The following is a 14,098-nucleotide window of genomic DNA, read 5'->3' on the forward strand; positions in this document are numbered from 1 at the left end:
GCTGCCAGGTGCTCGCCGCGAGCCTTGCAGCGCCTTTGAGATCGAGCGCCGGCCGCCCTCAAAGCGGCGCATCCTCAGCCAGTCCGCGCAGCAACCGATACTCTAGCAAGACCGCCGGCACATACCGCCGCGTCTCAGCAAACGGCGGCACCACCCGCCCCCGGCTGAGCACCGCGTCGGGCCCGGCATTGTAGGCCGCCACCGCCAGGGTGATGTCGTTGTCGAACAGCTTGAGCATGCGTTTGATATAGCGCGCCCCGCCCTGCACGTTGGACGCCGGGTCCAGCACATCCGCGACACCCATCTCCTTCGCCGTGTCCGGCATCAGTTGCATCAGCCCCGCCGCCCCCTTGGCCGAACGGGCCTTGGGGTTGTAGCCGGACTCGGCCTTGATCAGCGCATGCAAGAGCGCAGGCGACACATCGTTGGCCAGGGCCGCGGCCGCCACCAGGTCGGCATAGGGCCGCCCGGTGACCAGCTGGGCGTTGACCGGCCCGCCAGCCAAGCCGCTCTCCTTGATGACCCGCTCATAGTGCCGTCCTGGCCGATGCACGTTGGACAGCACGAAGCCGCCCTTGCCATCACTGGCGATGTAGATGTCGGCCTGGGCGCCGAGCGCCATCAGCCCCGCCGCCAATCCCAGGATCAGTCCACGCATGTCGATCACCTCCCGCCGCACAAGAACAACAGTGGCCCCCGATGTGGGGAAAATGGCCCGTCGAATCGGGCTTTTCGGCTATGACGCAAGCGCCGTGCCGCCCGCCAGCGCTCATGGCGCAAGGGCCCGGCGCAGACGTGCACGGCTGTTGCATGGCAGGGGTAAACGCACTGGAGGATTTCACCATGCAGCGCAACATCCACAGCCAACGCGGCTTCACCCTGCTCGAACTGTTGGTGGTGCTGGTGGTGCTGGGCCTGCTGGCCGGCATCGTCGCGCCCAAGTACTTCAGCCAGCTGGGCCGTTCCGAGGCCAAAGTGGCGCGGGCGCAGATCGAAGGCCTGGGCAAGGCCCTGGACCTCTATCGCCTGGAAGTCGGCCACTACCCCAGCAGCGAACAGGGCCTGCAGGCCCTGGTGGCCGCCCCCAGCGGCGAGGCGCGCTGGTCGGGGCCATACCTGCAAAAAGCGGTACCCCAGGACCCCTGGGGACGCCCCTACATCTACAAGCAGCCCGGCGAGAACGGCGGCGAGTACGACCTGCTGTCGATGGGCAAGGACGGCCAGCCCGGCGGCGACGGAGAAAATGCCGAGATCACCAGTTGGCAGTGAGGAGCCCGACCATGCGCTACCAGCTCAAGGCCCTGGGCAGCCAGGGCGTAGTGCAAATGCAGGTCGAGGCCGAGGACAGCGACCAGGCCCGGCGCCAGGCCGAGGACCAGGGCCTGCGCGTGCTCAGTGTGCGCAGCCGGGGCCTGGCCCTGCGCCGACGCCCGGCAGCGTTCGACCTGATGCTGTTCAGCCAGGAACTGGCCACCCTCCTCGGCGCCGGCCTGCCGCTGATCGACGCCCTCGAAAGCCTGGCCGAGAAAGCCCCCGGCGGCGCCACGCGTAAGACCCTGGCGCAACTGGTGGGCCAGCTGTACGAGGGGCGTTCGCTGTCCCAGGCCCTGGCCCAGCAGCCACGGGTGTTTCCCGCCCTGTACGTGGCCCTGGTGCAGTCGAGCGAGCGCACCGGCGCCCTGGGCGATGCGCTGAACCGCTACATCGGCTATCGCCAGCGGCTGGACCTGGTGCGCCAGAAGCTGGTCGGCGCCTCGGTCTACCCGCTGCTGCTGTTGTTGGTGGGCGGCGGCGTGGTGCTGTTCCTGCTGGGCTATGTCGTGCCGCGCTTCAGCCTGGTGTTCGAGGGCATGGGCAGCGAGCTGCCCTGGTTGTCACGGGTGCTGATGCAGATCGGCCTGTTCCTGCATGCCCAACAACTGCCGCTGGGGCTGGGCACCCTCGCCGGCCTCGGCGCGCTGGTCGCCCTGCGCCGCCATCCGGCACTGCGCCGTGGTGCCGGTCGCCTGCTGCGCCGGCTACCGGCCCTGCACCAACGCCTGGTGATGTACGAGCTGGCGCGTTTCTACCGCTCGCTGGGGATCCTCCTGCAAGGCGGCATTCCCATCCTCACCGCCCTGGGCATGGCCCGGGGGCTGCTCGGCAGCAGTGCGGCCGAAGGCCTTGAGCAGGCCAGCCGACGGGTCGCCGAAGGCCTGCCATTGTCCGATGCGCTGCTGGCCGGGCAACTGGTCACGCCGGTTTCGCTGCGCCTGCTGCGCGCCGGCGAGCAATCGGGCAACCTGGGCGAGATGCTCGAGCGCTGCGCGGATTTCCACGACCAGGAGATCGGCCGCTGGGTCGAATGGTTCGTCAAACTGTTCGAACCCTTGCTGATGACCTTCATCGGCCTGCTGATCGGGCTGATCGTGATCCTGATGTACATGCCGATCTTCGAACTGGCGTCGAGCATTCACTGAGCGAGGTAGCAAATGGCCATGCGCATGGCTTAGCATCGCCGGTTTGCCCCTAGAGCCCTTCAATCGTGCCGCTTAGCCTGCCGACCCTGATCCTGGTCGCCGTTTTCATCCTGGCCCTGATGGGCATCCTGACCCTGCACGCCTGGCGGCGCTGCGCCAGCGACCCGAGCCTGGGCTACCTGGGCGCGATGCTGCTGATCTCGGGCCTGGGAGTCTGCCTGAACGCCCTGCGCGGGTTTGGCGCGGACTACCTGGCCCTGGTACTGGGTAATATCGTCCTGCTGGTCGGCACCGGCCTGGGCTGGACGGCCATGCGCGTGCTCGGCGGGCGCAAACCGCACTGGCCGCTGCTGCTGGCCGGCGCCGTGTTCTGGGGCCTATTCAGCCTATGGCCGGGCTTTTACGGCGATCTCGGCCTGCGGGTGAAGGTGTATTCGCTGCTGACCCTGGGCTATACCGGCCTGAGCATCGGCGAGTTGCTGCGGCCACGGGTGCGCCTGCAGGTGTCCTATACCCCGGCGCTGATCCTGACCACCCTGCATGCAGCGCTCTACCTGATGCGCACGCTGGTCGAGGACGGTGTCGCCCTCGACCAGGCGATCAACAACGGCGGCGCCAGCCCGGGCTTCTTTGCCTTCATCCTGTTCGAGTCGATGCTGTTCGCCATCGGCATTTCCTATGTGACCCTGGCAATGGTTCGCGAGCGCGCCGAGATCCTGCTCCGCGCCGCGGCCTACAGCGACCCGCTGACCGGCATCGACAACCGCCGGGCGTTTATGGAGCGTGGCAACCAGTTGCTGCATGACTGCGCAACAAGTCAGGTGCCGGTGGCGTTACTGCTGTGCGACCTGGACCATTTCAAACGGATAAACGATCGATTCGGCCACCCCGCCGGGGATGAGGTGCTGTTGGCGTTCGCCCGGGAAACCGCTCGCCACCTGCGCCGCGACGACCTGTTTGCGCGCATCGGCGGTGAGGAGTTCGCCTGCCTGCTGCGCGGCGCCAGCGAGGCCGAGGCCGAACAGGTGGCGCAGCGGATTTGCGCCGGATTTTCCGGGCTGGCGTTGCTGGAACCGGGCCTGCTGGGTGTAAGTATCGGCATAGTCAGCCAGCCGGCCGCGCCAGGGGAGCTATCGCGGCTGCTGTCGATGGGCGACCGGGCCTTGTACGCGGCCAAGCATCAGGGGCGTGGCCGGGCGTTGCGCTATGCCGAGGTGTGCTGAGGCCCGCGCTCGCTCTCAGTAGTCGAACCGTTCCACCGCCCGCCGCCGCTCGTTGTCGTCGCGCCGGTCATAGCTCGCCGTGGTCTGGATATTGGCATGGTGCGCGAGCTTCTGCGCGATCGACAGGTCGTGCTCCTCGATCACCCGGGTGATGAACGCCCGGCGAAAATCATGGGGCATGATCTTGGCCCCCACCTGCGCCCCACGCTGGCGGGCAATGTAATAGATCGCGTGCTTGGTGATGCGCGCACGGGTGATATGGCTGCCGCGACGGATGCGGTTGAACAGGAAGCTGTCGTCGCGCTCGCCGCTGGGAAGGTGCTGGCGGCGCAGGTCGAGCCAGGCCTGCAGCTTGTCGAAGGCCCAGGCCGGGGCGTACTTGACCAGCTGGCGGTTGCCCTTGGCCAGCACCTGCACGCTGCGCTCCTGGAAGTCCACCTGGTCCAGGTCGACATCCACCGACTCCGACTTGCGCATGCCGGTGCCGTAGAGCAACGCCAGGATCGCCGCGTCGCGCACGCCCTGGGGGCGCGGGTCGGCGGCGCACACGTCCATCAGTTCACGGATCAGGTTGCGCCGCAGGTTGCGTCCCGGCGGCAGGCGGCTGCCGCCGGCCGGCTTGACCTCGCGGATCATCAGCAGTTGCTCGTGGTCGATCAGCCCCTGGCGCCAGGCCTCGTTCATCACCCCCCGCACCGCATTGACGTACAGCGACGAGGTATTGGGCGCGTAACCATCGGCGCGCAGCGCCGCCACCAGGGCGATCACATGGCCGGGCTCGAGACGGTGCCAAGGCACATCGGCGATATCGTCATCGGCGAAGCCCAGGCGGTCGGCGGCATCCTGCAGGATGTAGCGCATGGTCAACTGGCTGGACGGGGCCAGGCGGGCGAGGTACTGCAGCAGCGGATTGCGCAGGAGGTCGGTCACAGCGGGGATCCTGTAGCAAAGCCGAATGCGCGGCGAGCGCAAGACGGCGCAAAGCGAGTCATTTCAACCCTGATCAAGGTCAAAAAGACTACAAACAAAAAGAGTCATAATGACCTTAAGCAGTGCCATCACCTTGATATTCAAGGCCTTTGAACGCTGGCATGGTTCGTGATGGTACCCCATTCAACCGCTCCGATCGAACCAAGGTCCCCGCCATGCTCGTCCAGCCGATCACCGCTCGCCCACGTCAGGCCCTTTGGGCCCTGGGTTTTCGCCCGTTCTTCCTCGGCGGCAGCCTGTTCGCCCTGCTCGCCCTGCTGCTGTGGGCCGGCGAGCTGGCCGGCGCGCTCCAGCTCAACCCGGCGGGTGGCATGCTGGCCTGGCATCGCCATGAAATGCTGTTCGGCTTCGCGGTGGCCATTGTCGCCGGCTTTCTGCTCACCGCCGTGCAGAACTGGAGCGGTATCCCGGGCCTGAGCGGCCGGCCGCTGCAGGGGCTGTTCCTGCTCTGGCTGCTGGGTCGGATCAGTTGGTTCCTGCCCTTGCCGGCCTGGCTGCTGGTCTTGATCGAGGGTACCTTCCTGCCGCTGGTGGCGCTGGCCCTGGCGCGACCGATCGTGCAGCGGCGGCTGCGCAACAACTATCCCATCGTCGCACTGGTGCTGCTGATCGCCGCCTGCCAGTGGCTGACCTTGGCCGGCGGGCTGCAGGACAACGAGCTGTGGCAACGGCGCGGCGTGCTGGCCGGGCTTTGGCTGGTGGCGGCGATGATGAGCGTGATTGGCGGGCGGGTGATCCCGTTCTTCACCCGTCGCGGCCTGGGCAACATGAGCCCTGCACCGGCCCGCCCCTGGCTGGACCGCGCCTGCCTGCTGGGCAGCGTGGCGCTGCCGCTCACCTACGTGCTCGGCTTCAACGATGCGCCGCAGCCGCCAATGGCCTTGCTGTTCGCCACCCTGGCGGTGCTGCACGGCGTGCGCCTGGTGCTTTGGCATGACCGTGGCCTGTGGCGGGTGCAGCTGCTGTGGTCGCTGCACCTGGCCTACGCCTGGCTGATCCCGGCCTGCCTGGGCCTGGCGCTGTGGCATGCCGGGGTCGCGATCAATCCGAGCCTGGCCGCCCACGCCTTGACGGTCGGCGCCATGACCGGACTGATCGTGGCGATGATGGCCCGGGTCAGCCTGGGGCATACCGGGCGGCCGCTGGCGGTGCCGCGCAGCATTGGCTGGGCGTTCGCGCTGATCCAGCTGGCGGCGCTGGCCCGGGTCGTGGTGACGCCGTTCACGCCGCTGGGGCTGGGGGTATCGGTGCTGTTCGGCAGCGCCGCGTTGCTGCTGTTCCTCCGGCACTACCTGCCGATCCTGCTGCGGCCGCGGGTGGACGGCATGCCGGGCTGAACGAGGTGGAGCAGGCTTGCCCCGCGCCAGGGCCGCATCTGGTCTACAGTTCACCCACGCTCATCCACCAAGGGACCGCATGGCCTTCCACCACCTCACCCGCACCCACCCCCGTCTCAGTATCGCCACCCTGGCCGGCCTGCTCGGCGGCTGGCTGATACCCGCCGGCGACACCGTGCAGCACATCCTTGCCGGCTGGAACCTTGGCGTCTGGCTGTACCTGGCCATGGTCGTGTGGCTGAGCCTGCGGGCCAATGCCGAGCGAGTGCGCAAGGTCGCCCGCATCGAGGATGAAAACGCCGGTCTGGTGTTGATCACCGTCTGCGTCTCGGCCATCGCCAGCCTGGCCGCCGTCACCCAGCAGTTGGTATCCAGCCGCGGCCTGGAGGGCGGCGCCCTGGCCCTGCACTATCTGTACACCGGCCTGACCGTGGCCGGTTCATGGCTGCTGATCGGCTGCATCTTCAGCCTGCACTACGCCCGGCTGTTCTATACCGGCGACCGCCATGAACCGCCCCTGCGTTTTGCCGACGGCGAGCGTAACCCGGACTACTGGGACTTCCACTACTTCTCGTTCACCATCAACGTCGCCGTGCAGACCTCGGACATCGGCGTCGCCGGCCGGGCCATGCGCCGGGTGGTGCTGGCACACTCACTGGTAGGTTTCGTGTTCAACACGGCGATCCTCGGTTTTACCATCAACATCGCCGCCGGGTTGCTCGGCTAGCACCCGCAGCGCGCAGGCGGCGATGCGCCGACACACCTGCTCTAGCACCGCGGCCTCCAGCACCAGCCCCAGGCGCAGATGTCCCGCCGCGCTCGGCCCGAACCCATCACCCGGCAGCAGGGCCACGCCCTCCTCGTCCAGCAGGCGCTGGGCGAACGCCTGGGCGCCGAGCCCGCTGCCGCGAATATCAAGCATCACGAACATGCCGCCGACCGGCCGATGGACATGAATGCCCGGGCAGCCCCCCAGCGCCGCGCAGACCCGGTCACGCCGCTGTCGGTAGACCTCACGCATCCGCCGTACGTCTACCCCAGCCTGGTCCAGTGCCACGCAAGCCGCATGCATGACGAACTCCGGCAGGCCGAACAGCATGCTCATCACCAGTGTGCCGAGGTGCTGGGCGAACAGCGGCGGGCCGATCACCCAGCCGACCCGCCAGCCACTCATCGCATGGGACTTGGACAGGCTGCCGATCAACACGCAGCGCTCGGCCATGCCTGGCAGGCTCAACGGACTGGGCGCCTCACCTTCGTACAGCAGCGACTGGTAGACATCATCGCAGACCAGCCACAGATCATGCTCCCGACATAACTGCGCCAGGCGCTCCAGGTCGGCTTGGTCGATCATCGCGCCCGTCGGATTGTGCGGACTGTTGAGCAGCAGGCCCCGGGTGCGCGGAGTGATCACCCTGGCCACCGCGGCAGGATCCAGGCGAAACCCCTGCTCCGGCCGCACCGCGACCTGTACGACCCGTGCACCGCAGGCACCGAACACGCCGTGATAGGTCACGTACATGGGCTCGGCGACGATCACCTCGTCGCCGGGCTCGAACAGGCACTGAAAGGTCGCGAACAGGCCGCACTGGGCTCCGGCGGTCACCACGACCTGCGCGGGATCCAAAGATAACTGGCTGTGGCGCACCACAGCCTCACGCAAGGCGAGACTGCCACGCACATCGCTGTAATGGGTATCGCCGCGCCGCAAGCTGGCCACAGCGGCCTCGACCACCGGGCCCGGGGTATCGAAGTCCGGGTCGCCCACCGATAGCAGAAAGATTTCGCGCCCCAGGCGGCGTTGCTCCAGGGCCTGGTAATGAATGTCCCAGGCGGCGAATGCATGGCCGGCAATACGTTGGGTAAGCGTGGAAAAACGCATGACTGTCTCCCTGTCTGCCCGGCCGACACCGTTGGTCCGAAAAATCGCTGCCGATAAACATAGCAGAGCAACGCTCGCTGCCAGCCGCCCGCCCACGGGGAAAACGTTTGCCCCGGCGGATAGACACCCACCGTTCATCGTGACAGGACTGTGACCGCCGTCATGTATTAGTACATCTGCCTTATTTTCTGGCGATTACTGCCATGGCAGGTGCTATGGTTAGAGTCCCGACTGCCAGGAAGGCCACAGTGTTACCGCTACGAAATCACCGCGTTCAGGACACGAACAAGGAGGCTGGCATGAACAAGATGACGTTCCCCAACGCCTGCCAGGTGATGCGTTGGCATTTCCATCCGCTGGGCTTCGAGGCCAGCATGGATGCCCCGCGCAGCATGGTCGCCCGGCTGTTCGACCGGGTCACTGGCGAGACCCTGCTGGCAATCGCCGGCATTCCCTGCGCCACCATCATGCCCGCCGCCGATGTCGAGCGGATCATCGAGGCTGTGGAAGCCGAGATGGAAATCTTCGACCTGCTGGCCAGCCCCATGCGCAACGCCGTCTAGATTGCCTGTTCCTGGCGCGCCTTCAACGTCTGCAACCCTTTCATGAACTGCTCGGGCGGCACCGGCTGGCCAAGCAGGTAGCCCTGCAGCGAATCGCAGCCCAGGCGGGTGAGGAAGTCCTGCTGGCGGTCGGTTTCCACCCCTTCGGCGACAATCCGCAAGCCCAGCGCCTGGCCCAGGGCGACGATGGCCGAGACAATCGCCGCATCGTCGCTGTCCTGTTCCAGATCGCGCACGAAGCCGCGGTCGATCTTCAGCTCGTTGGCTGGTAGACGCTTGAGGTACATCAGGCTGGAATACCCGGTGCCAAAATCGTCGATGGACAGGTCCACGCCCATGTCCGACAGACGCTGCAGCACATGCAGGCTGGCGTCGGCATCGCGCATGGCGGTGGTTTCGGTGATTTCCAGGGTCAGGCGGTTGGCCGGCAGGCCGTTCTCGCTCAGGGCCTGGGCCACGCTGTCGACCAGCCCGGCATGGCAGAACTGAATGGCCGACAGGTTGACCGCGATGCGCCAGTCTTCGTTGCCCTCGTCCAGCCACTGGCGCATCTGCCGGCACGCTTCGCCCAGCACCCACTCGCCGATCGGAATGATCAGGCCGGTCTTCTCGGCCAGGCCGATGAAGCGGTCCGGCAGTATCAGGCCATGTTGCGGATGCTCCCAGCGCAGCAGGGCCTCGGCGCCGATGGGCTGGCGCTGCACGGCGTCGAACTTGGGCTGGTAATGCAGGCGGAACTGGTTGTGCTCCAGGGCCGTGCGCAGGTCCTGCAGCAGTTGCAGTTGCTGGCGGGCGTTGCTGTTCATCGAGGCGTCGAAGAAGCTGTAGCCGTTCTTGCCGGCGCTCTTGGCGTGGTACATGGCTGCGTCGGCATTGCGCAGCAGCTCATGCTGGTCCAGGCCGTTGCCCGGGTACAGCACGATGCCCAGGCTCGCCGACAGCTGCAGGTCGTGTTCGGCCACGCGGAACGGCCTGGCCATCAGGTTGACCTGCTTGACCGCGACGTTCATGGCGTCGTCCGGCTCGTCCAGCTCCACCAGCAGCACGAACTCGTCGCCGCCGATCCGCGCCAGGGTGTCCTGGCTGTGCAGATGGCCGCGCAGGCGTGCCGCCACGACCTTGAGCAACAGGTCGCCAACATGGTGGCCGAAGGCATCGTTGACCGGCTTGAAGCCGTCCAGGTCGATGAACATCAGGGCGAAGCAGCCGCCCTGTTCCGCCACCCGGCCCATGGCCTGGTCGATACGGTCGGCCAGCAGCGTGCGGTTGGGCAGGCCGGTCAGGGTGTCGTGCAGGGCCAGCTGGGTCAACTCCTGGTTGGCCAGGGTCAGCGAGCGGGCCAGCTCCGCCGTGCGCGCCTCCAGGCGGGCGTCCAGCACCGAGGTCAACAGGGCAACCGCCAGCACCGCCAGGGTGGTGATCAGCACCAGGTAGTCCAGGCCGTCGCCGGCCAGGCCCGTGGCCAGCGCGCCGCAGAAGCTGCCCGCCGGGAAGCTGGCCGCAGCCATGCCGGTGTAGTGCATGCCGACGATGGCGATACCCATCACCACCGCCGCGACACCGCGGATCTGACGCACATAGGGGGTGTGCTGACGCAGGCGGAAGGCGATCCACAGCGCCGCCGCCGACGCCCCCACCGCGATGGCCAGCGACACGCCGAACAGCGTCGGGTCGTAGTCGATGCCCGGCTGCATGCGCAGCGCGGCCATGCCCATGTAGTGCATGCAGGCGATGCCGGTGCCCATGATCAAGGCGCCGAACACCAACTGCAGCCACGGCAGTCGCGGCTGGCTCACCAGCCATAGCGCAAAGCCTGAGGAGGCCACCGCGATCAGCAGCGACAGGACCGTAAGCGTGGTGTCATAACCCAGCTCGATCGGCAGGCTGAACGCCAGCATGCCGATGAAGTGCATCGACCAGATACCGATGCCCATGGCAAACGCCCCGCCGCCCATCCACAGGTACACCGCGCGCCCCTTGGCCGTGGCGATGCGCCCGGTGAGGTCCAGGGCCGTATAAGAGGCAAGGATGGCCACGCACAGCGAGATCAACACCAGCGAGGATGAGTAACTACCGATCAGCATTTGCACTTCCAGGAACAGGCCCGGGGGAAGGCCCGGAAAAAGCCGATGATTGTACTCAAGCTTTGGCGAAACGCACGGGGTTTTCGCGAAGCTCAATGGATCCAATGAACGGCAGGAGGCGCCGCAGGGACTGGGCTAGAGCGCATTGCCCAGCAATTGAAGGCATATTGCCACTTGTCGTTTCGGGCCTCATCGCGTCACGACGAAACCCAAGCCAAACGAAGCGACTCCAGCTAATCTCAACAGGCCGCCCCCCTGCAAACTTGCTGCCCCAGGAGCTCGCAATGGCCACCCCACCCAACCAGGCAGCGTTGCTCACCCTGCTTGTCTTCGCGCTGTGTCTGACTGCCGGCTGTTCAAGCAAACACGCCACCACCCGCTACGCGGCCCAAGGCGCAAACTGCTACGCCAAGGCTCTGCCCAGCAGCGGCGAAGGCGGCCTGGCCTTCGGCCCCACCCTGGCCATGGCCAGCAAGAAGTCACTGGACAGCTGCGTGCGCTACGCCGGCAGGTCGGGCGGCGCCCCGCACACCTGCAAGGTGGTCGTGGCCAGGTGCAAAGGCTAGCCCAGCGCTCGCTCGATCAACGCGGCGACCTTCTTGCGACAGGCAGGCGGATGCGTTATTGGCCCGTCTGCTGACGCTTCCAGCGCTGCAGGTTCTCGGCCACCAGTTGCTCGGGCAATGGCCCGCCGACCAGCGCCTTCATCTTGCGCGCCAGCTGCTCGCGCAGCGCCGGCTTGTTGCAGCCCGATTTGTGCGACAGTGCCAGGTACAACCCCTCGCTGGAGACCGGTGGGTCGAGCACTTCAAGCGCCTGTTCCTTGCCCAGCATGCGGGCCAGGGCCAGGCCTGGGTAGTGTTCGAAGATCACATAGTCGCTGCGTTTGAGCAGCAGTTTCTGGAAGGCCTGGGTGACGCTGGGCACGGCCTCGAGCACGAGCTGCGCCCGCGCATAGTCGTCAAAGGCCTGGCCGTGGCTGTTGTTGACCAGTGTTCCGCCACGCCGCCCCTTGAGGTCGGACCAGTCGCTGTAGGCGAAGCCCTCGCCCTTGCGTACCCAGACCACGCTGGAGTTGAACAGGAACGGCGGGCTGACGAAGTCCACCAGTTGCTCCCGCGCCTGGGTGCGAAAATACCCCGCGAGCATGTCGACACGCCCGGTATTCACCTCTTCCTGGGCTCTGGACCACGGCCCGACATACACCACGTCCACCACCAGCCCCAGTTCCTTGGCCACCTGCTTGAGCAGGTCGGCGTTGGCGCCGATCAGCCGCCCGGGGTCATGCGGATCACGCCACAGGTAGGGTGGATAGTCCGGATTGCCGGTGGCGGTCAGGTGCTGGCAGGCGTCAGCGGCAACGGCAAGCTTGGGCGCCACCGCCAAGGCGAACGACAACAACACAGACAGGCCCAGACAATGTCCGCTCATTGCGCTCCTCGTACCATGGATTACGCCACTGACAGCATGGCCCTACACAGTGTGCACGAGAAACGCACGAATGCCATATGCGACATGATGAACCATTGTGCCGCGCCGGCAGGCGCAACACCGTCTAATCCCGCGCCAACGCCTCGATCGGGTCCAACCGCGCCGCATTCCTCGCCGGCACGAAGCCGAACACGATTCCGATCAGCGTCGAACACACGAACGCCGTGACGATCGATCCCAGCGAAAACACCATTTCCCACTGCTTGACGAACAACGCGAACAAATAACCGATCCCATAGGACAACCCGATCCCGATCACCCCACCGATCAGGCAGACCATCACCGCCTCCACCAGGAACTGCTGGCGGATATCGGACTGCCGCGCCCCCACCGCCATGCGAATGCCGATCTCCCGGGTCCGCTCGGTGACCGATACCAGCATGATGTTCATCACCCCGATCCCCCCGACCACCAGTGAAATCACTGCGATCAGCGACAGCAGCAAGGTCAGCGAGCGGCTGGTCTTCTGCACGGTCTGCATGATGCTGTCGAGGTTGTTGGTGAAGAAGTCCTTGGTGCCATGGCGCTGCAGCATCAGCTTGTTGACCTCCTCCTCCACCCGCTTGCTCGGCATGCCGTCCTTGATCCGCACACTGATGCTGTCCAGATGGCGCTGGCCGAGCACCCGCCCGGCGGCGGTCTCGTAGGGCATCCACACGTTGAGCGTGTTGCCGGCGACGAACAGGTTCTTGTTCTCGGCGGTCACGCCGATCACCGTGCACGGCAGCTTGCCGACCAGGATAACCTGCCCCAGCGGGTTGACCCCGTCGCCGAACAGGCGCTTGCGCGTGTTGTGGTCGATCACCACCACCTGCGCCTGGCGCCGGGCGTCGTCGGCGCTGAACACGATCCCCGAGGCCAGCGGAATGTTGCGCACCTGGAAGTACTGCTCGCTGACGCCGTTGAGCTGTACGTCGGCGTCGATGTTGCGGTAGCGCACCAGCGAGCTCTGGCCGATCACCGGCGTGGCGCTGTCGACGTAGTAGAGCGCGTTGAGCGCCGTCACATCGGCCGGCATCAAGGTCTCGATGGCCTTGGCCCGGCTGTCGCCGAAACTGGTGCCCGAATAGATGTCGATGGTGTTGCTGCCGATCGCCTGGATGTCCTTGAGCACGTAGCCCTTGGCGCCTTCGCCGATGGCCGAGATCGACACCACCGAGGTGATGCCGATGATGATCCCGAGCATGGTCAGCAAGGTGCGCATGCGGTGCGAGACCAGGGCGATCCAGGCCATCTTGAACGCCTCGCGGAACAAACCCAGGCTGGCCACCAGCCGCGGCCGCGCCTGCTCGACAGCCGGCGCGGCCGCGGCGGTCGGCGCCGGTGCCTCGGGCCGGGTGCGGCGGTCGCTGACGATCTGCCCGTCGCTGACCTCGATGATCCGCTCGGCGTGGGCGGCGACCTTGGGATCGTGGGTCACCAGGATTACCGTGTGCCCGGCAGCGTGCAGTTCCAGCAGGATGTTCATCACCTCCTTGCCGCTGGCGGTGTCGAGGGCGCCGGTGGGTTCGTCGGCGAGGATCACCTCGCCGCCGTTCATCAGCGCCCGGCAGATGCTCACCCGCTGCTGTTGGCCGCCGGACAGCTGGCTCGGGCGGTGCGCCAGATGGCTGGCCAGGCCCAGCCGCCCGAGCAGTTCGCGGGCGCGGGCATGGCGCCCGGCCTGGGACACGCCGGCATACACCGCCGGGATCTCGACGTTGCGCAGGGCATCCAGGTGCGGCAACAGGTGGTAACGCTGGAAGATGAAACCAAAATGGTCGCGCCGCAGCGCCGCCAGGGCGTCGTCGTCCAGGTCACGGGTTTCCTGGCCGCTGACCTGGTAGCTGCCGGCGCTGGCATGGTCCAGGCAGCCGAGGATGTTCATCAGGGTCGACTTGCCCGAGCCCGAGGCGCCGATGATCGCCACCAGCTCACCGGCATGAATCTGCAGGTCGATGCCCTTGAGCGCCAGGAACTCACGGTCGCCGGCCATGAAGCTGCGGCTGACCCCTTGCAGGCGCAACAGCGGCTGCTCTTGGCCAGCGGGCCGCGCCAGGTGCGGTGACAGCTCGACGGTCATGTTCATG

13 protein-coding genes are annotated in these 14,098 nt (G+C 66.6%); 7 read left to right on the top strand and 6 right to left on the bottom strand.

Features of this window, described 5'->3' with window-relative positions; genetic code table 11:
* Positions 1 to 58: 58 nt before the first annotated feature.
* Complete coding sequence (locus tag AC25ND_RS10410; RefSeq protein ID WP_486976297.1) at positions 59 to 622, bottom strand: lytic transglycosylase domain-containing protein; 564 nt, start codon at positions 620 to 622, stop codon at positions 59 to 61.
* Positions 623 to 843: 221 nt separating this feature from the next.
* Between AC25ND_RS10410 and gspG the strand changes: the two genes are divergently transcribed.
* The 3 genes from gspG (at position 844) to AC25ND_RS10425 (ending at position 3,682) form a co-directional block, all read left to right on the top strand.
* Positions 844 to 1,269: a type II secretion system major pseudopilin GspG gene (gspG, locus tag AC25ND_RS10415; RefSeq protein ID WP_028691860.1), complete on the top strand. Its 426-nt coding sequence runs from the start codon at positions 844 to 846 to the stop codon at positions 1,267 to 1,269.
* Positions 1,270 to 1,280: 11 nt separating this feature from the next.
* Positions 1,281 to 2,459, top strand: a complete 1,179-nt coding sequence (locus AC25ND_RS10420; RefSeq protein ID WP_028691859.1) for a type II secretion system F family protein — start codon at positions 1,281 to 1,283, stop codon at positions 2,457 to 2,459.
* Positions 2,460 to 2,524: 65 nt separating this feature from the next.
* Positions 2,525 to 3,682 carry a GGDEF domain-containing protein gene (locus AC25ND_RS10425; protein WP_486976287.1) on the top strand — a complete coding sequence of 386 codons (1,158 nt, stop codon included), beginning with the start codon at positions 2,525 to 2,527 and terminating at the stop codon, positions 3,680 to 3,682.
* 15 nt (positions 3,683 to 3,697) lie between these two features.
* Here AC25ND_RS10425 and AC25ND_RS10430 read toward each other — a convergent pair whose 3' ends face one another.
* Positions 3,698 to 4,612 carry a site-specific integrase gene (locus tag AC25ND_RS10430; RefSeq protein WP_062363097.1) on the bottom strand — a complete coding sequence of 305 codons (915 nt, stop codon included), beginning with the start codon at positions 4,610 to 4,612 and terminating at the stop codon, positions 3,698 to 3,700.
* A 215-nt stretch (positions 4,613 to 4,827) separates the two neighbouring features.
* Here AC25ND_RS10430 and AC25ND_RS10435 point away from each other — a divergent pair, with 215 nt between their 5' ends.
* Positions 4,828 to 6,009 (top strand): NnrS family protein, encoded by a 1,182-nt coding sequence (locus AC25ND_RS10435; protein WP_236180630.1) that lies wholly within the window; start codon positions 4,828 to 4,830, stop codon positions 6,007 to 6,009.
* A 79-nt stretch (positions 6,010 to 6,088) separates the two neighbouring features.
* On the top strand, positions 6,089 to 6,736 hold the full coding sequence (locus AC25ND_RS10440) for a DUF1345 domain-containing protein (RefSeq protein ID WP_236180631.1): 648 nt from the start codon (positions 6,089 to 6,091) through the stop codon (positions 6,734 to 6,736).
* Here the strand turns inward: AC25ND_RS10440 and AC25ND_RS10445 are convergent.
* Positions 6,662 to 7,891 (bottom strand): pyridoxal phosphate-dependent aminotransferase, encoded by a 1,230-nt coding sequence (locus AC25ND_RS10445; protein ID WP_236180632.1) that lies wholly within the window; start codon positions 7,889 to 7,891, stop codon positions 6,662 to 6,664. The genes AC25ND_RS10440 and AC25ND_RS10445 overlap by 75 nt on opposite strands.
* A gap of 299 nt (positions 7,892 to 8,190) precedes the next feature.
* On the opposite strand from AC25ND_RS10445, the gene AC25ND_RS10450 reads away from it, so the two are divergent.
* A complete protein-coding gene (locus tag AC25ND_RS10450; protein WP_236180633.1) occupies positions 8,191 to 8,454 on the top strand; it encodes a DUF1652 domain-containing protein in 264 nt (87 codons plus the stop codon).
* Here AC25ND_RS10450 and AC25ND_RS10455 read toward each other — a convergent pair.
* Complete coding sequence (locus AC25ND_RS10455; protein WP_486976288.1) at positions 8,451 to 10,538, bottom strand: putative bifunctional diguanylate cyclase/phosphodiesterase; 2,088 nt, start codon at positions 10,536 to 10,538, stop codon at positions 8,451 to 8,453. The two genes, AC25ND_RS10450 and AC25ND_RS10455, sit on opposite strands and share 4 nt — an antisense overlap.
* A gap of 284 nt (positions 10,539 to 10,822) precedes the next feature.
* Between AC25ND_RS10455 and AC25ND_RS10460 the strand changes: the two genes are divergently transcribed.
* Positions 10,823 to 11,104: a hypothetical protein gene (locus AC25ND_RS10460; RefSeq protein WP_069016640.1), complete on the top strand. Its 282-nt coding sequence runs from the start codon at positions 10,823 to 10,825 to the stop codon at positions 11,102 to 11,104.
* Between the two features lie 55 nt (positions 11,105 to 11,159).
* Here the strand turns inward: AC25ND_RS10460 and AC25ND_RS10465 are convergent, their stop codons facing one another.
* Together AC25ND_RS10465 and AC25ND_RS10470 are read right to left on the bottom strand one after the other, a co-directional pair.
* Positions 11,160 to 11,969 carry a substrate-binding periplasmic protein gene (locus AC25ND_RS10465; protein ID WP_069016639.1) on the bottom strand — a complete coding sequence of 270 codons (810 nt, stop codon included), beginning with the start codon at positions 11,967 to 11,969 and terminating at the stop codon, positions 11,160 to 11,162.
* 124 nt (positions 11,970 to 12,093) lie between these two features.
* Positions 12,094 to 14,097: a MacB family efflux pump subunit gene (locus AC25ND_RS10470; RefSeq protein ID WP_486976289.1), complete on the bottom strand. Its 2,004-nt coding sequence runs from the start codon at positions 14,095 to 14,097 to the stop codon at positions 12,094 to 12,096.
* Between the last annotated feature and the right edge of the window lies 1 nt (position 14,098).

This window comes from Pseudomonas sp. P110(2024), from assembly GCF_057480795.1.